This is a genomic window from Streptomyces sp. NPDC107538 (assembly GCF_055657445.1).
The window spans coordinates 302707-318843 of the sequence record NZ_JBVKAY010000005.1 but is presented as its reverse complement, the minus strand read 5'-3'; the positions used below and the strand labels follow the sequence as shown (position 1 = coordinate 318843).

Annotated in this window: 15 protein-coding genes; 8 read left to right on the top strand and 7 right to left on the bottom strand. The window is 71.2% G+C overall.

Going from position 1 to position 16137, the window contains the following annotated elements; translation table 11 throughout:
* Positions 1–40 precede the first annotated feature (40 nt).
* Together ACZ7MG_RS19785 and ACZ7MG_RS19780 are read left to right on the top strand one after the other, a co-directional pair.
* Positions 41–2173, top strand: coding sequence for a LamG domain-containing protein (locus tag ACZ7MG_RS19785; protein WP_471393581.1), 2133 nt, complete (start codon positions 41–43; stop codon positions 2171–2173).
* A 372-nt stretch (positions 2174–2545) separates the two neighbouring features.
* A complete protein-coding gene (locus tag ACZ7MG_RS19780) occupies positions 2546–3469 on the top strand; it encodes a helix-turn-helix domain-containing protein (protein WP_471393582.1) in 924 nt (307 codons plus the stop codon).
* A gap of 68 nt (positions 3470–3537) precedes the next feature.
* Here the strand turns inward: ACZ7MG_RS19780 and ACZ7MG_RS19775 are convergent, their stop codons facing one another.
* Complete coding sequence (locus tag ACZ7MG_RS19775) at positions 3538–4059, bottom strand: DUF2165 domain-containing protein (protein WP_471393584.1); 522 nt, start codon at positions 4057–4059, stop codon at positions 3538–3540.
* Positions 4060–4235: 176 nt separating this feature from the next.
* Here ACZ7MG_RS19775 and ACZ7MG_RS19770 point away from each other — a divergent pair, with 176 nt between their 5' ends.
* The 4 genes from ACZ7MG_RS19770 to cpt all read left to right on the top strand — a co-directional run bounded on the left by ACZ7MG_RS19770 (position 4236) and on the right by cpt (position 9629).
* Positions 4236–6947 carry a tetratricopeptide repeat protein gene (locus ACZ7MG_RS19770; RefSeq protein ID WP_471393587.1) on the top strand — a complete coding sequence of 904 codons (2712 nt, stop codon included), beginning with the start codon at positions 4236–4238 and terminating at the stop codon, positions 6945–6947.
* Between the two features lie 255 nt (positions 6948–7202).
* Positions 7203–8318, top strand: a complete 1116-nt coding sequence (locus ACZ7MG_RS19765; protein ID WP_471393589.1) for an ADP-ribosylglycohydrolase family protein — start codon at positions 7203–7205, stop codon at positions 8316–8318.
* 88 nt (positions 8319–8406) lie between these two features.
* Entirely contained in the window at positions 8407–8865 is a 459-nt protein-coding gene (locus ACZ7MG_RS19760) for a GNAT family N-acetyltransferase (protein ID WP_471393591.1), read from the top strand.
* A 230-nt stretch (positions 8866–9095) separates the two neighbouring features.
* On the top strand, positions 9096–9629 hold the full coding sequence (gene cpt, locus ACZ7MG_RS19755) for a chloramphenicol phosphotransferase CPT (protein ID WP_471393594.1): 534 nt from the start codon (positions 9096–9098) through the stop codon (positions 9627–9629).
* A 28-nt stretch (positions 9630–9657) separates the two neighbouring features.
* Here the strand turns inward: cpt and ACZ7MG_RS19750 are convergent, their stop codons facing one another.
* The 3 genes from ACZ7MG_RS19750 to ACZ7MG_RS19740 form a co-directional block, all read right to left on the bottom strand.
* On the bottom strand, positions 9658–10197 hold the full coding sequence (locus ACZ7MG_RS19750) for a hypothetical protein (protein ID WP_471393596.1): 540 nt from the start codon (positions 10195–10197) through the stop codon (positions 9658–9660).
* Between the two features lie 213 nt (positions 10198–10410).
* A complete protein-coding gene (locus tag ACZ7MG_RS19745) occupies positions 10411–11994 on the bottom strand; it encodes a sodium:solute symporter family protein (protein WP_471393599.1) in 1584 nt (527 codons plus the stop codon).
* A gap of 209 nt (positions 11995–12203) precedes the next feature.
* Positions 12204–12992, bottom strand: coding sequence for an SDR family oxidoreductase (locus tag ACZ7MG_RS19740; protein WP_471393601.1), 789 nt, complete (start codon positions 12990–12992; stop codon positions 12204–12206).
* A gap of 124 nt (positions 12993–13116) precedes the next feature.
* On the opposite strand from ACZ7MG_RS19740, the gene ACZ7MG_RS19735 reads away from it, so the two are divergent.
* On the top strand, positions 13117–13974 hold the full coding sequence (locus tag ACZ7MG_RS19735; RefSeq protein ID WP_471393603.1) for a hypothetical protein: 858 nt from the start codon (positions 13117–13119) through the stop codon (positions 13972–13974).
* A 64-nt stretch (positions 13975–14038) separates the two neighbouring features.
* Here ACZ7MG_RS19735 and ACZ7MG_RS19730 read toward each other — a convergent pair whose 3' ends face one another.
* Positions 14039–14173 (bottom strand): hypothetical protein, encoded by a 135-nt coding sequence (locus ACZ7MG_RS19730; protein WP_471393604.1) that lies wholly within the window; start codon positions 14171–14173, stop codon positions 14039–14041.
* A gap of 41 nt (positions 14174–14214) precedes the next feature.
* On the opposite strand from ACZ7MG_RS19730, the gene ACZ7MG_RS19725 reads away from it, so the two are divergent.
* Positions 14215–14529, top strand: coding sequence for a Scr1 family TA system antitoxin-like transcriptional regulator (locus ACZ7MG_RS19725; RefSeq protein WP_471393607.1), 315 nt, complete (start codon positions 14215–14217; stop codon positions 14527–14529).
* 84 nt (positions 14530–14613) lie between these two features.
* Here the strand turns inward: ACZ7MG_RS19725 and ACZ7MG_RS19720 are convergent, their stop codons facing one another.
* Together ACZ7MG_RS19720 and ACZ7MG_RS19715 are read right to left on the bottom strand one after the other, a co-directional pair.
* Positions 14614–14805: a DUF397 domain-containing protein gene (locus tag ACZ7MG_RS19720; RefSeq protein WP_471393609.1), complete on the bottom strand. Its 192-nt coding sequence runs from the start codon at positions 14803–14805 to the stop codon at positions 14614–14616.
* A gap of 232 nt (positions 14806–15037) precedes the next feature.
* A complete protein-coding gene (locus tag ACZ7MG_RS19715; RefSeq protein ID WP_471393610.1) occupies positions 15038–15895 on the bottom strand; it encodes a helix-turn-helix domain-containing protein in 858 nt (285 codons plus the stop codon).
* Positions 15896–16137 lie beyond the last annotated feature (242 nt).

The window sequence follows — 16137 nt, the reverse complement described above, 5'->3', positions numbered from 1 at the left end:
CGACCCACGGGCCGCAGAAAGCTCACAGGGGAGGGGACCGATGGAGCGGTTACGGAGATCCGGCGGCGGTGCGCTGCTGGCGATGGGGTGTTGTGTGGCAGCCCTGGTGACGACCACACCCACAGCGGCGCACGCGGCGGAGAACCTGCCGCCGAAGCAGCCGCTCGTACAGGATCTGAGGATGGGCGGCAAAGCCTGCGGAGCGGGCGATGCCAAGGCGTTCCTCGCCGAGTCGCGGCCGTTGGTCAACGCCGTCATGCACGACACCGACGGCGGTCGCGTCAGCGCGGAGTTCGAGGCATGGTGGACCGATGCCGAGGGCGCCGAGCAGCGCAGGACCCTCACGACCACGACGCTGTCGTCGGGCACTCCGACGACCTTCCGGCCGCCGTGGGAGGAAGTGCCCGCGAACACGGTCGTCTCCTGGCACGTCCGAGCCGACGACGGTACGGCGAAGTCGCCCTGGAGTTCTGAAGGCACCGGCTCGGTCTGCGAGTTCGTGTACGACGACGTGAACCCGGAGAAGGCGGTGGTCACGTCCCCCGAGTATCCCGAGGACGTGCTGTGGGTGGACGGCGTGGGCGTGTACGGCGAATTCACCATGGACTCGCCGTCCGAGGACGTCGTGGCCTACAGCTACGGCTTCCTCCGTGGTCCGCACGCGACCGTCCGCCCGAAGGAACCGGGCGGCTCTGTGACCGTCCCCTTCCTGCCGCTCACCTCGGGCCCGGACAGGCTGACGGTGCGTGCCCTCGACCGTGCCGGGCGCAGCAGCGGCGAGACCTCGTACCGTTTCTTCGTGAAGTCCGGCCGCGCGCCCGTCGCGCACTGGAACCTGGGTGACCCGGCGGGCTCCGCGACCGCGGCGGCCGAGACCGGCGCACCGGCCGACGCGGGCGGCGGCGTGACCTTCGGCGGACCGGCCCCCACGGGCACGGACCTCGCGTCCACCGCCACCCTGGACGGCAGCGGTGACGGCTATCTGACGCCGGACGCTCCGGCGGTCGCCGACCCGCGGAAGACGTTCGCGGTGAGCGCCTGGGCGCGCCCCGCGCGAACCGACCGCGACATGGCTGTCGCGAGCCAGGACGCGGCCGGGGACTCGGGCCTCTCCCTCGGTCTGACCGCTCGCGACGGGGCGCCCGTGTGGTCGTTCACCGTCGGCGGTGCCCACGTGTCGGGCGGCACACCCGAGACCGGGGAGTGGGCCCACCTGCTGGGCGTGTACGACGCCGAGACCGGCCGGGCCCGGCTGTACGTCAACGGCGACCCGGTCGCCACCACGGCCGAGGCCGCACCGGGGGCGGCCGCCGACGCCTTCCAGATCGGCCGTGCCCTCGACGGCGGCTCCTACCGGGACCACTGGCAGGGCGAACTCGGTGGCATCAGGGTCCACGACCGGGTCGTCGTCCCCGATGAGGCGACCGGACTGGCCCACCGCAAGCCGCGGGCGCTCGCCCACTGGTCGCTGGAGAACGCGTCGGACGGCGCCAGCCCCGAGCAGGGCGGCGGCGAGCCGCTGAAGCTGGGGCCCGGCGCGGCGATCCACCGAGGCCCGGACGGCTCCTGCCTCCCTGACCTGGACCCCGACTGCCCTGTCGTGCCGTACGCCCTCGTCGGTGACGGCCATCTGACGCTCGACGGCGAGACGGGGCACGCGTCCACGCAGGGGCCCGTTGTCGATACGACCGACAGCTTCTCCATCGGTGTGGTCGTGCGCCTGGCGGACGCCGAGCCGACGCGTCCGATGACCGTGCTGTCCCAGGGAGGTGAGCACACCGATGTGTTCAGGGTGCGGTACGAGCCCTCCACATACGCCTGGCAGCTGATCATGCCGCACGCGGACGAGCCGGGTGCGGAGGAGACCGTCGTCGCCCAGCTGGCGATGCCCGACGGCGGCGAGGGCGACGGGCACCGGATCGCGGTTGTCTACGACGACGCCACCGACAGGATCAAGCTGTACCTGGACGGCGCCCTCGACTCCGCGTCCACCGCCGACTTCGCGGACGGCGTGCCCGGCTCCGGCCCGCTCCAGGTCGGTCGCGCGCAGGTCGGCGCCGGCTGGGGCGAGCACCTCCACGGCGACGTCGACGAGGTGCACGCGTTCGCCGGAGCACTGAGCGACAGAGACATCGGCCAGCTCGGGTGGGGCACCGAGCCCTGCCTCTGCTGAGACATCCGGCAGGCGTGACCGGGTCCCGGGTACCCCCGACCCGGGTCGGGGGTACCCGGGACCCGGGTCGGCGCGGGCCGATTCGAGCTGGGTCCCTTGGGGCCGGGGTGGTGTCGCCGGGGCGCGGGGATCCGTGATGCGGCTGGTCAAGACGTCAAAGACCTAAGGAACTTGGGAAAGAACCCACCCGGCCCGGCCCCCGCCGCCCCCGCGAGGTCACCCTCACGAGTGATCGTTGCCGATTCGGCTGGCGCGGGAGGCCGTCGATGGTGCAACGTCTGCCGAGCGGTACAACCCCACCCATACTTCGGCCCTCGCAGGGACTGGCATCCCGGACGAGGGCCTGACCAACTAGGAAGCAGAACCTTCCCTATGGCTGATTCGCAGCCTAGCGCGCCCGCGTGCGCCCAGTCCCCGCATCCCGGAACCGTTCCCGGATCAGGTGTCGAACACTCCAACGAGCGCCATGACACGCACTTCACGATCGTCGGAAACCACCTCGCCCAGCACCCCGAGCTGTCCCTGACGGCGATCGGCCTGGCGACCCACATCCAGTCCCTCCCGAAGGGCACCCCGGTCGGGATCAAGACCCTGAGCGGGAAATTCCGCGAGGGGGAGGTGCGCATCGCCGCGGCCCTGCGGGAACTGGAAGCGCACGGCTACCTGACGCGGACACGCGAGAGGCTGCCGTCGGGCCGGATCGTGACGCGCACGGTCTCGTACAACAAGCCGCACGCTGAGAGCTCGGTATCCGCTTCCGCTCCCGTTCGCGATGCGAGGTTGACCGCGGCCGACGGCAAGGAGGAGGGCAGGGAGGCGGGCAAGGAGGACGACCGGCAGGTCCTTGCCCTGGGCGAGGTACGCGACGATCCGGAGCCACGGCCCGCCGCCGACCTGCCCCGGCACCGCACGGCAGCCCGGCTGTTGGCCGAACTGCGCACGTACGACTCGCGCCTCCTGCTGACCGAGCGGGACGTACGCCGTCTCGCACCGGACGTGGTCACCTGGCTGGAGCGCGGAGTCTCCCCGGCCGCCGTGCTGCGTGCTCTGACGGCAGGTCTGCCCGACGAGCCGCTGAGGCACCCGTCGGCCTTCCTGTCCCACCGCCTGACCGTCGACCTGCCACCCGCTGTCCGGCGACCCGCGGTCGAACCCCCCTCCCCGAGCCCCTCCTCCACATCCGCCGCCCCCGCTCCGTTCCAGACCTGCGAGGACTGCGACCGGGCGTTCCGGTCCCCGGCCCCGGGCCGCTGCCGCGACTGCCGTCTCCGGGTGGTCGAACGGGCGGTGGCGTAGGACATGCGGGGAGTGGATCAGGTGACCCGCGCCGAGTCGCGTCCCGGCGCTCACCCGGCATCTGTCGTTCAGTCGATCGCGCGGTCGTTCGTCGGCAGGTAGGTGACCACGAGGACCAGCCCGCTGAGCAGGAACACGCGGAGGGCGGCGTCGAGGCCGTTCCAGTCGGCGGACTGCCACATGACGAAGTACTCGCCGCCGATGGCGAGGAAGCCGGCGCCGAAGAGGAGGAGGACCATGAGGAGGCCGAGGGTGCTGTAGCGGCGGGCCGTGTGGAAGGTGCGGTGGCCGAGGGCGCGGGCCCAGAAGTAGGTGGCCGCGATCAGGACCAGGGCCGCGACGGTCTCCCAGACGATGATGAGGACGTACGCCGCGTCCTGCACGCCCTTCGACTCGATGGCCCGCCACATCAGGTCCTCGTCCTTGAACGTGGTGTCCATCGCGAAGACATGGTGGACGAACTGCTGATTCGTGCCGAAGTCGGTGATGTTGCTGAACGCCACGAGCGCCATGTAGAGGGCGACCGTGCCGACGAGCAGGGTCGAGGCCAGGGGAAGAAGTGAGCCGCGGGGGGTCTGGGATTCAGCCATGGTCCAACTATGTGCGCGCTCCCGGATCATCCCCAGGTGTTTTTCGGCGCGTTGGATCACAATGGGTGTCGCCGGTGGCGGAAAACCGTGGAGAGATCCGTCGCGGGATCCGTCGCGGGATCCGTCGCGTGATCTGTCGCGGGATCTGACGACCGAGGAAGGGCGGAGGGGTACGCATGGGGCGCGCGCAGCCGCCGATTCCCACGATGCGGGAGCTGATCCGGCGCCGCACCCGCCAGGGCTTCATCGGTCGGAACGCCGAACGGGCGGCGTTTCGCGCCAACTTCGACCTCCCCATCGAGGACGAGCGGCGCCGCTTCCTCTTCCACGTCCACGGCAACGCGGGCATCGGAAAGACCTTCCTGGTCCGGGAGTTGGAGCAGATCGCCCAGGAACGCGGCGCCCTCACCGCGTACGTCGACGACGGCGTCGGCAGCGTCCCGGAGGCCATGGCCGTCATCGCCGACCAATGCGCCCGGCAGGGACGGCGGTTCAAGGAACTGGAACGCCTGCTCACCACCCATCGCGAGCGCCGGTACGAGGCGGAGCTTGCCGCCGCCGTGGCCCTGCCCGAGGGGGAGCCAGGGGGCGCGGGGGAGATGGGGGAGGAGGCGGGCGAGGCCGGGTATGCGCGGCGCCCCGGGCCGCACCCAGGGCACCCGGGCCACTCGGACGGCGTCGCCGGAGCCGGCGCCGAGCCCTCCGCCGCGAGCATGGCCGCCGCTCGGGCGACCCTCGTCGCGCTCGGTCTCGTCCCGGTGGTCGGCCCCTTCGCCGGCGCCGTCGACCCGGCCCAACTCGCCCGCCAGGCCGACCGGCTGCGCACGGGACGCGGCGTACGGACACGCGGCCACGAGGACGCCGAACTGCTGCTCGCCCCCGAACTCGCGCTCACCCCGACCCTGTTGGACGAACTGAGCAGCGCCGCCGCCGAAGTCCCCTGGCTGGTCCTCCTCTTCGACACCTACGAGCGGACCGGCGCCTTCCTCGACCCCTGGCTCCACGACATCGTCTCCGGCGACCGCTACGACCCCCTCCCCGGCAACCTCGTCCTCGTGACCGCCGGCCAGCGCCCCTTCGACGCCACCCGCTGGGGCGGCCTCACCGACTTCGTCCTCGACCTCCCCCTGCGGCCCTTCACGGAGGCCGAGTCACGCGGCCTCCTCGCGGCCAAGGGCGTCCTCGCCGAGCCCGTCGTCGGCGAAGTACTGCGGCTCACCGGCGGGTTGCCGGTCCTCGTCTCCACCCTCGCCGAGGCCCGCCCCGCCGACCTCGACGACCTCGCCGACGCGGGCGACGCGAGCGCCACGGCCGTGGAACGCTTCCTGCGCGGGGAGCCGCACCCGGTACGCCGGGCCGCCGCCCTGACCTGCGCCCTGCCCCGCTGGCTGGACGCGGAGGTGTTCCGGGAGGCCGTGCAGGGGGCGGCGGGGGGTGCCGGCGCCGCCCACGGCGAACCCGGCCACGGCGAACCCGCCCCCGGAGACCCCGGCCACAGCGACCCCGACACGCTGTTCGCCTGGCTGCGCGCCCTCCCCTTCGTCACCGATCGCGGTGACCGCGTGGTGTTCCACGACGTCGTACGCGCGCCCATGGTGCGGTTGCAGCGGATGCGGTCGCCCCGGGGCTGGAGCGAGCGGCACCGGGGGCTGGCGGAGGCGTTCGCGGGGTGGCGGGCGGAGGCCGAAGCCGGGCCGGAGGGGGAGGAGCGGTGGGGCGCGCCACGGTGGCGGGAGCTGCGGCTGGCCGAGGCGTACCACCGGTTGTGCGCGGGGGAGCGCGGGGCGCTCGCCGGGGTGTTGCGGGATGCCGTGGACGCGTGCGGGGAGGGCACGGCCGTGGCCCGGCGCTGGGCCGAGGCCCTCGCGCAGGCCGGGCAGGACGCCGACGACGAGGACGCGGCCCGCTGGGGCCGGGAGCTGCTGACCGCGCTGGACCGGGGCGGTGTCCACGACGCGCTGGGTGCGCTGCTGCTCCGGGCCGGTCTCGACACCCGGCGGGAGGCGTACGCGCACGCCCTGCGCGGGCGCGCGCTGCACCGGGACGGCGCGCACGAGCGGGCGGTCGCCGAGTACGACAGGGCGCTCGCCCTCGACCCCGGGTCGGCCACGGCGTGGCAGGGCCGGGCGGTCGCGCGGGCGCACACCGGGGACCGCGCCGCCGCCGTGGCCGACCTCGACCGGGCCGACGCGCTCGCCCCCGACGACCCCACCACCCTCGTTCTGCGCGGCGACTACCACCGGCTCCTCGGCGACCCCGACGCGGCCGTCGCCGACCTCGACCGGGCGGTCGCCCTGGACCCCGTACGCCGTTCGGCCTGGGCCTCCCGCGGCGCGGCCCGGCATGCGCAGGGCCGTCTCGACGAGGCCCTCGCGGACCTGGACCGCGCCCTGGAACTGGACGGGGAGTACGTGTGGGCGCTCGTGCGCCGGGCGCGCGTACGGCGCTCCCGGGGCGAGCACGAGCGGCAGTTGGCCGATCTGCACCACGCCGTGGCCCTCGACCCGGACGCCCCCTTGGCCCGCTGCGAACGCGGTGACGCCCTGCGCGCCGCCGGCCGCGACGAGGAGGCCCTCGACGACTACGACCGGGCCCTCGCCCTCGACCCCCTGTACGCCTCCGCGTACGCCAGCCGAGGCGTCACCCACCTCGGGCTGGGCCGCCTCGACGAGGCCCGCGCCGACCTCGACGCCGCGCTCGCCCTGCTCCCCGACTACGCCTGGGCGCTGCGCCACCGTGCCACCCTCCACCTCGAACTCGGCGACCCGGAGCGGGCGTTGGCCGACGCGGTGCGGGCGCGCACGCTCCGCCCCGACGACCCGCTGATCACGGCCGTACACGACCGGGCCGTGCGGGCGACGGCGACGCGACCGGACCGTCCGGAGTGAACTGAGCGGCTTCGGCTGTTGCGCGAGCGCACGGTTTCTTCGAAAGTTGGACTTTGATACGCCGTCTGTTCAGATCTGTTCGCCTGGTGGTCGAACGACCCGATCGGGTGTGTCCTAAGTGACGTTTAGCGCTCCCCAAGAGCCCTGAACGGACCGTTCCTGTTCGATTACAGTGCTGGACTGTCGAGCCGTACGGGCGTACGGATGTACGGACGTATTGACGTACGGGTCGATAGGGGCCATGAGGAGGCCGGGGTGGGTGCGACAGCCGGTGCCGTCTGGGGGCGGGTCGAGCAGCAGGACTTCCGCAGCCGGGTGCGCGGGACGCTGCTGGGCGCGGCCGTCGGCGACGCGCTGGGCGCGCCGGTCGACCAGCTCACCCTCGCGCAGATCGGCGAGGCGTACGGGCCGGAGTGGCTGACCGATCTGGCCTCCGCGTACGGCAGACGCGGCGCGATCACCGATCTCACGCAGCTCACCCTGTTCACGGTCGACGGACTGATCCGCGCCCAGGTCCGCCGGGACACCGGCGCCTGGCACCCGCCGACCGATCTGCACCGGGCGTATCTGCGCTGGGCGGCGACCCAGCGGGACTGGGGTCCGGACGAGCGCCGTAAGGACGACGGCTGGCTCGCCCGCGAGGAGTGGCTCTACGCGCGCCGCGACCCCTCGCTCATCTGCCTCCTCGGCTTCGCCGACGGGACCATGGGCACGCTCGACGCCCCCAAGAACCCCGGCGCGTCCGGCGCCGAGGCCGCCGCCCGCTCCGCGCCGTTCGGACTCCTGGTGGGCTGGGAACCCCAGCTGGTCTTCCAACTGGCCGTCGAGTGCGCGGCGCAGACCCACGGCGACCCCACCGCGTATCTGTCCGCCGGCTCGTACGCCGTCATCGTGCACGCCCTCGCGCGCGGCGAGAGCCTCGACGCGGCTGTGCAGAAAACCCTGGTGCTGCTGGCCGCCCGCCCCGGCCACCAGCCGGTCGCGGACGCCCTCCAGCAGGCCGTCGCCGCCGTGCGCCAGGGGCCGCCGACGCCCGCCGTCGTCGAACAGCTCGCCGGTGACGGCGCGGCCGCGGGGCTGCTGGCCGTCGCCGTGTACTGCACCCTGGTCGGCGAGGACGTGCGCCACGGTCTGTGCCTCGCCGTCAACCACGGGGGCCCTTCGGGGGCCGCCGGTGCCCTGACGGGCGGCCTCCTCGGCGCCCTCCACGGCGAGACCGCCCTGCCCCCCGCCTGGCTCGCGGAACTGGAGGGCCGCCCCACGATCCTCGTCCTCGCCGACGACTTCGCCCTCGAAATGACCCAGGGCCCCTCCCTCCACGCCCCCGCCGGCGCGGTCCCGGGCTGGCTCACCCGCTATCCGCGCGCGTGACCGGTGACGCGACAGGAGCGGTCCCTCGGCCGCCGCGGCACCGCACCACGTCGAGGTCGTGATTCGGGCGCGGGATAGCGTGCCGGGCATGGGTGGCTGGAAGAGTGACTGGAAGATACGTCCGGCGCTGGCGACGGACGTCGAGCGCATCGCCGAACTGCGCGCCGTGGTGATGCGGCCCGACCTCGAACGCCTCGGCCGCTACGACCCCGACCGGGTCCGCCGGCGCCTCCGCGACGCCTTCGACCCGGCCCACACCTGGGTCATCGAGGTCGGCGGCACCTTCGCCGGCTGCGTGGCCCTCCGCCCGGCCCCCGACGCCCACTGGCTGGAGCACTTCTACCTGGCCCCCCACCTCCAGGGCACCGGCATCGGCACCGCCGTACTCCACACCCTCCTCACCCACCACGCCCCCACCCATCTCCCCATCCGCCTGAACGTCCTCCACGGCAGCCCCGCCAGACGCCTCTACGAACGCCACGGCTTCCACCTGGACACCGAGGACCCAGTGGACGTCTACATGGTGCGAGCCCCGACCGCGCCGTAAGCCGACACGGTCCGACCGACAGCGGACGCTCCACCCGCCCACTGGACCCCGCCGGCACCAGCACGGCACCCCCGCCGTCCCGGCCGCGCCCGGGAGTGACCAGGACCCTTTCCCAGGGCTCCGTCACCTCGTACTCGGCGACATCGACGCCCACGCCCGCCCCCTCACTTGTGCTGCAACGCCCGCAGAAATGGGTTTCGGTCGTGCGCGGAGCGCCCTACCGTGGCCCGGTGGCCACTCAGATGATCATCCTCAACGGCGGTTCCAGCTCGGGCAAGTCCTCGATCGTGCGGTGTCTGCAGGCCGAACTGCCGGACCAGTGGCTGGCGTTCGGGGCGGACTCCCTGATCGACGCGATGCCCGCGAGGATGCAGAGGGCCGACGGCGGTATCGGGATCTCCGGCGACGGCGAGGTCAGCATCGGAGCGGACTTCCGCGCCCTGGAACAGGCCTGGGCCCAGGGCGTCGTGGCGATGGCCCGCGCGGGCGCCCGTATCGTCATCGACGACATCTTCCTCGGCGGCGCCGCGTCCCAGCGGCGCTGGGAGAAGCTCCTCGACGGCGTGGACGTCCTCTGGGTCGGCGTCCGCTGCGACAGCGCCGTGGCCGCCGGCCGCGAGATCGCCCGCGGCGACCGCGTCCCCGGCATGGCCGCCGCCCAGGCCGACCTCGTCCACGAGGGCGTCCACTACGACCTCGAAGTAGACACCACCCACACCGAGCCCCTGACCTGCGCCCACACCATCGCCACCCACCTCACCTGACCGACGGACAGCGCCCACCCGCCGCTTCTCAGGCCCCGAACAGCGGCTCGTACGGCTCGCTCTCCGGCGTGAAGACGAGGACGTAGTCCTTGCCGAGGCCGACCGCCACCTCCCGGAGGCGGGCCAGCACCACGGCCTCGGTGTCCCCGGGGGGAAGTGCGAGGCCCAGAGCGGCGGCGGCACGGTCGCGGCGGGCCACCAGGTCCGGGATGTCCTCCAGGTACTCGGCGGCCAGTGCGCGGTTCTCCTCCGGTGTGAAGGTCCGGCAGCCGCGCCACCAGGGCGCGACCAGGAGGAGACGGAACAGCTCGGGCAGGCCGACGGCTATGAGGGCGGCGCCGCCCTCCGAGTCCGCGTAGAGAACGGGGCGTTCCTCGCCACCCTCGCCGCAGAAGAAGAACGTGCCACCGGCGCCGTCGCCCGCGAAGCCCGTCAGTGCGGCACCCGACGCGAGATGGACCTCTTCGCCGTGCTCGCCCCGGTCGAGGTCGAAGTCCCCCGGCCAGGCGAGGAAGCGCGCGGCCTCGTCGTGTTCGCGTACGGCGGTGATCAGTGATCCGGATCCCATGCACGGCACCCTAGCGACGACCACCGACAGACCCCGTCCCGCTCGCCTCCTCCCGGCCGGCCCCCACTCGACAGCCGTGAGGGCCGCCCCCGGTCACATGACCGGGAACGGCCCCCACTCGACAGCCGTGAGGGCCGCCCCCGGTCACATGACCGGGAACGGCCCTCACGGATTCACTCCGGACACGGACGGAGCCCCGTCGTCGCCGGGGCGTCAGACCCCGCTGGGCCTGGCCGCGTTCTTCTGGTGGTTTTCCTGGGGCGGGACGGCCGCCGCTCCGGCGCCGCCCTTGCCGTCCCCGTCACCGTCCGAGTTGATGATTTCGATGATGGCGAGCCGCTCGGGGGTGTCCTCGGGCTTGATGAAGCCGATGACGATGTAGAGGACCAGGGAGACGGCCAGGGGGATGGAGACCTGGTACTGGAGGGGGACGCCGTCCTTGAGGTTCCAGTCGATCGGGTAGTTCACCAGCCAGAAGGCGAACAGCCCGCACGCCCAGCTGGTGAGCGCGGCCGTCGGACCGGAGCGGCGGAACGGCCGCAGCAGGCCCAGCATCATCGGGATGGCCATCGGCCCCATCAGCCCGGCGACCCACTTGATGACGACGGTGATGATGTCCTTGAAGGCGGGCGAGTTGACCTGCGTCGCCGCCGCCATCGACAGGCCGAGGAAGACGACCGTCGTGATCCGGGCGACCCGCAGCCCCTGCCCCTCGCTCCACGTCCGCGCCCGCCGCCAGATCACCGGCGCGCAGTCCCGGGTGAAGACGGCCGCGATGGCGTTCGCGTCGGAGGAGCACATGGCCATCGTGTGGGAGAAGAACCCGACGATCACGAGGCCCAACAGCCCGTGCGGCAGCAGCTGTTCGGTCATCAGGGCGTACGAGTCGGAACCGTCGCCCTTCTCCGACGTCACCAGCAGCGGCGACATCCACATGGGGAAGAACAGCACCAGCGGCCAGACCAGCCATAGGGCCGCCGACAGCCGGGCGGAGCGCTCGGCCTCGTACGGGGTCGCCGTGGCCATGTAGCGCTGGGCCTGGTTGAGCATGCCGCCGTTGTACTCGAAGAGTTTGATGAAGAGGAAGGCGAGCAGGAAGACCGTGCCGTAGGGCCCGACGAGCGGTTCGGCGTGACCCTGCAGCTTCGGGTGGTCCCAGACGCCGAAGAAGCCGCCGTAGTCCCCGAGTTTGGCGACCACGGCGATGAACATCGCGACACCCGCGAGGAGTTGGATGACGAACTGGCCCAACTCCGTGAGCGCGTCCGCCCAGAGACCGCCGATCGTGCAGTAGACGGCCGTGATCGTGCCCGTGATCAGGATGCCCTGGTTCAGGGACACGCCCGTGAAGACGGACAGCAGGGTCGCGATCGCGGCCCACTTCGCGCCGACGTCCACGATCTTCAGCAGCATCCCGGACCAGGCCAACGCCTGCTGGGTGCCCAGGTTGTAACGGTTCTTCAGGTATTCGAGGGGCGATGCCACATGCAGTCGTGAGCGCAGCCGGTTGATGCGCGGCGCGAACAGCTTGGAGCCGATCGCGATACCGAGCGCGATGGGGAACGACCAGGTCACGAAGGAGGTGACGCCGTAGGTATAGGCGATGCCGGCGTAGCCGGTGAACATCACCGCGCTGTAGCCCGACATGTGGTGCGAGATACCGGAGAGCCACCAGGGCATCTTGCCGCCGGCGGTGAAGAAGTCGCTGACGTTGTCCACGCGCTTGTGCGACCAGACGCCGATGGCGACCATCACACCGAAGTAGCCGATGAGCACGGCCCAGTCGAGACTGTTCATGGGCCCCCTTCCAGGGTCCGCCGCCAGAGTCGGTCATGTGCACGGTCAGGCATGTGAACTCTGGGTTCGGTGGCATGCCCACGGCAAGGAAGGGGAAGGTCAAGAGGGGGCAAAGAAGTTCCGAGCGGTGACCTCGGTTCATGTATGTAAACAGCGAGTGGCCGAAAAGGATCACCTCCGTGTCCCGGTGTGGGGTCGGTGAGCGCAGGTCAGCGCATCAGTTCCCCGGCGTTGACGAGCAGCGACTGGCCGGTGATCGCCCGTGCGCGGTCCGACGCCAGGAACACCGCCGCGTCCGCCACATCCCCGTCCGTGGCCAGCTCCGGCAGCGCCATCCGCTCGGTGAGCCGCGCCAGCACCTCCGCCTCGGGTACCCCCTCGCCGTGCGCCGCGAACCGCACGTACGCCTCCACGGGCGGCCCCCACATCCAGCCCGGCAGCACGGTGTTGACGCGGATCCGGTGCGGCCCCAGCTCCCTGGCCAGCGAGTACATCGCGCTCGTCAGTGCGCCCTTGGACGCCGCGTACGCCGCCTGCCGCACCTGCGAGGGCGCGGCCACCGCCGACTGGGTGCCGATGATGACGACGGAGCCGCCGCCCGCCGCCTTCAGGCCGGGCAGACAGGCCCGGGTCATCCGCAGGGTGCCCAGCAGGTTCACATTGAGGACCGCCTGCCAGGTGGTGAAGTCGGCGTCCTCCAGGCCCCCGAAGTAGCTGTCCCAGGCGGCGACATGCACCACCGCGTGCACGCCCCCGAACCGCTCCCGCGCGAGCGCCGCGAGCGCCGTGCACTGTGCCTCGTCGGTGATGTCGGTCGCCTGGTACGCCGTGCGCGCGCCGTCCGGGTCCACCTCCGCCGCGGCCTTGGCCAGATTCGCCTCCGTACGCGCCCCCAGCACCGCGTTCCCGCCGTCCCGTACGACCGCCGCGGCCACCCGCTGGCCGAGCCCGGCCCCGACCCCCGAGACGACGACGGTCTTTCCCGCGAGCAGCGGCATCGGAGACATCGGAGACGTCGAAGACGTCGAAGACATCGAAGACATCGGAACCTCCCGGCTCTGGCGCTATATCTGACGGGGCGTCAGAGTATGGGCGACCGCAGGTGGACGGAAGGGGAAGCACATGAGCGAGGCCGAGCACATGAGCGACGACACCCGTAGCGGCACGTACGCCGAACTGGCCGCCGTCGGCCCGTACGGCGTCCGCCCCGGGCACGCCCTGATCACCATGGTCGAGCCGCACCCGGGCCACGAGTACGCGTACAACCGCTGGTACGAGGACGACCACTACTACGCGGGCGCGATGGCGATGCCCTGGATGTTCGCGGGCCGCCGCTGGGTCGCCACCCGCGATCTCCAACTCCTGCGTACGCCCGAGAAGTCGGCCATAGCGCAGCCGGTCACCGCGGGCTGCTATCTCTCCACGTACTGGATCACCGACGGCCGCTACGACGACCACATGCGCTGGACCGTCGCCATCAACAAACGGCTGAATCGCGACGCTCGCGTCTACCAGGACCGTACGCATGTCTTCACGGCCTTCCAGGACCACGAGGCGACCGTCTACCGCGACGGTGCCGCCGGGCCCCGCGACTTCCACGCCCTGGACCACCCGTACGCGGGCCTCGTCCTCCAGGTGATCGACGCCGAAGGCCCGGACGAGCGCGCGGAGTTGCTGGAGTGGCTGCGGGCCCGGCATCTCCCCAAGCGCCTCGCCGGCTCACCGTCCGCGATGGTCACCGTCTTCCGGCCGACCCCGCTGCCCCTGGACCGGATGTCGTACGTGAAGCAGGTCGAGGGCGTCGACACCCGCCTCACCCTCCTGTGGTTCCTGGAGGCGGACCCCCGTGACTGCTGGGAGTCCCACTTCGCCGGCCTGCCGGAAGCGGTCACCGAAGGCGGCCTGGGCCGGGTCGAGTTGCTGGCCCCCTTCGTGCCCACGGTCCCGGGCACGGACCGTTACGTGGCCGAACTGCGCTGACCGGGCGGGGCAGGGGCCGGTGGCATCCGACTCCGGGACGGGCATGTCCGGGAGTCCACGGCGATCAGGGACGTCGCCCGTAGCCGCCGTTGGTGAGCCAGCATCCCCAGGACAGGTCGTTGCCGCAGCGCAACTCGTACAGGGCGAGGCCGAATCGTTCCTCGTCCGGGGCGGAGAGGCGCTGCTCGACGGGGCGCATGGCCGGTGGGCGGTCGTCGAACCGGGCACGCAGTCGCGGACATGAACTCGGCTCGCCAGTCCATTTTGACGCGCGTGTCGGCACCCTTCGAACTGCACGTGTTGATCCAGGAGTCGGCTCTGCGCAATGAGTTCGCGGGGCAACAGCACATCATGCGAGATCAACTGCGGCGGCTCCTGGAGCTGATGTATGAAGGCGGCGGAGCCACCGTCTACAACGAACAGCTCGCGTCGAATCTCATGTCGAATGACGAACCTGAAGTGAGCGTGTACCGGACTTCGATGAGAAGCCTCAGCGATGACGGGGTGCTCTCGGTTGAGGATTCGGCGAAACTCCTCGCGGAACTGCTCGGCTGAGTGCAAGCCGAGCCCCCTCGGCCGGGACGGCGGGCCAGTCGAGAGGGCTCTGTCGGTCGTGCTTGTGGAGTTGTCGTGGTGGGGTCAGGCCTTGATCGACGCCACAAAGGCGTTCCACGCGTCGGTGGGGAAGGACAGGGAAGGTCCCTCGTGGACCTTGGAGTCGCGGACGCCGAGGGAAGCGGGGGCGGGTGACCTGACCTCGACGCACTCGCCGTTTCCGACAGAGTACGAGGACTTGATCCATTCGCCCGCGGTGCCTTGCTGAATTGCCATTTTCGCTCCGTGCAGGTTCGTCGCTCAGTTGCGGTCGCCGCTCCACGAATCCCTTCCGGGGTCGCGGAACGGTTTGCGCCAGGGGTGTTGCTCCCTGGCGTGATCGACGCTACTGGTCGGCATCCCTGCGCGAAGCGATAATTCACCCGTGCGGGTGGCATATTCTGCTGGGCTCTTCCGGTCAACCTTGTTGGTCGTGTATTCTCCCGCGCTTCCCTGAGGTAGGGGTGGTTCAGCGGGCGTACTCCTTTGCGACGTCCGAGATGAAGCGCTGGGTCTGGTCGGTTCCCAGGGCCTGCGCTCGCAGATGCTCGTACATCACGGTGTAGTTCTGGACGTCGGGTGTCTTCTCCAGATACAGATCGCTGGTGACGCCCTCGATGTAGACAACGCTCGAATCGGCGGTGTCCGGGAATTCGAGGATGGAATACTGCCCGTTCAGGCCGGGGTGGGCTCCCGCGCCGAACGGCAGGATCTGCAAGGTGACATGGGGCAGTTGGGACATCTCGATGAGATGTTCCAACTGCTCACGCATCAGAGACCGGGAGCCGACCACGCGTCGCAGCGCTGCCTCGTCCAACACCGTCCACAGCCGCAACGGGCCTTCCTCGGCGGTGATGCGGTCCTGCCGTCGCATGCGGACCTGGACCCTCTTCTCGATCTCCTCCACGGCGGTCTCGGGCAGTGCCCCCGTGATCACCGCCTCGGCGTACGCGCGGGTCTGGAGCAGCCCGGGAACGACCTGAGGGGCGAACACCCTGAGGTTGGCCGCGGCGGTCTCCAGCCCGATGTACACGCTGTACGGCACATCGCCGAACGCGTGCCACCAGCCTTGCTGGCGTGAGTCCTTGGCCATCTGCATCAGGTGGTCGACGATGCGCTGATCCTCGACCTCGTAGACATTGCACAGGTCGCGTACATCGCGTGGACTGATGCTGCGCCGCCCGTTCTCCAAGCGGCTGATCTTCGACTGGGAGACGAGTAGACGGTCGGCGACCTGTTCCGCCGTCAGGCCTTTGTCCTCGCGGAGCTTGCGCAACTCCTGGCCCAACCGGCGGCGCCGGACGGTGGGATTGACATTGGACGCCACGGGACGTGCACCTCCGGCTGCGTGCCTCTACTTTGCGTATCTGCTGCTGAGCAGATTGCCACCAAGGCGCGTAGTACCGCTGGAAAACAGCGGATATGCGCTGCGCACGCGCCGTTTGCGCCGGTGTTTTTCCGCCGTGGAGGGATCTCCGCCGGATATGCGCGCCATGGATGAGCCCGTGTTCGCGCCCACGGGCGTGAACATGCGGTCGCGCGGGGCGTGTGCGGCCGTACGTACGGCCG

Coding starts and splice junctions, on each gene's coding strand:
- ACZ7MG_RS19735 (WP_471393603.1), top strand. CDS start 13,117: ATGAGCGAGGCCGAGCACATGAGCGACGACACCCGTAGCGGCACGTAC.
- ACZ7MG_RS19740 (WP_471393601.1), bottom strand. CDS start 12,992: ATGCCGCTGCTCGCGGGAAAGACCGTCGTCGTCTCGGGGGTCGGGGCC.
- ACZ7MG_RS19745 (WP_471393599.1), bottom strand. CDS start 11,994: ATGAACAGTCTCGACTGGGCCGTGCTCATCGGCTACTTCGGTGTGATG.
- ACZ7MG_RS19770 (WP_471393587.1), top strand. CDS start 4,236: ATGGGGCGCGCGCAGCCGCCGATTCCCACGATGCGGGAGCTGATCCGG.
- ACZ7MG_RS19775 (WP_471393584.1), bottom strand. CDS start 4,059: ATGGCTGAATCCCAGACCCCCCGCGGCTCACTTCTTCCCCTGGCCTCG.
- ACZ7MG_RS19725 (WP_471393607.1), top strand. CDS start 14,215: ATGAACTCGGCTCGCCAGTCCATTTTGACGCGCGTGTCGGCACCCTTC.
- ACZ7MG_RS19760 (WP_471393591.1), top strand. CDS start 8,407: ATGGGTGGCTGGAAGAGTGACTGGAAGATACGTCCGGCGCTGGCGACG.
- ACZ7MG_RS19750 (WP_471393596.1), bottom strand. CDS start 10,197: ATGGGATCCGGATCACTGATCACCGCCGTACGCGAACACGACGAGGCC.
- ACZ7MG_RS19720 (WP_471393609.1), bottom strand. CDS start 14,805: ATGGCAATTCAGCAAGGCACCGCGGGCGAATGGATCAAGTCCTCGTAC.
- ACZ7MG_RS19730 (WP_471393604.1), bottom strand. CDS start 14,173: ATGCGCCCCGTCGAGCAGCGCCTCTCCGCCCCGGACGAGGAACGATTC.
- ACZ7MG_RS19780 (WP_471393582.1), top strand. CDS start 2,546: ATGGCTGATTCGCAGCCTAGCGCGCCCGCGTGCGCCCAGTCCCCGCAT.
- ACZ7MG_RS19785 (WP_471393581.1), top strand. CDS start 41: ATGGAGCGGTTACGGAGATCCGGCGGCGGTGCGCTGCTGGCGATGGGG.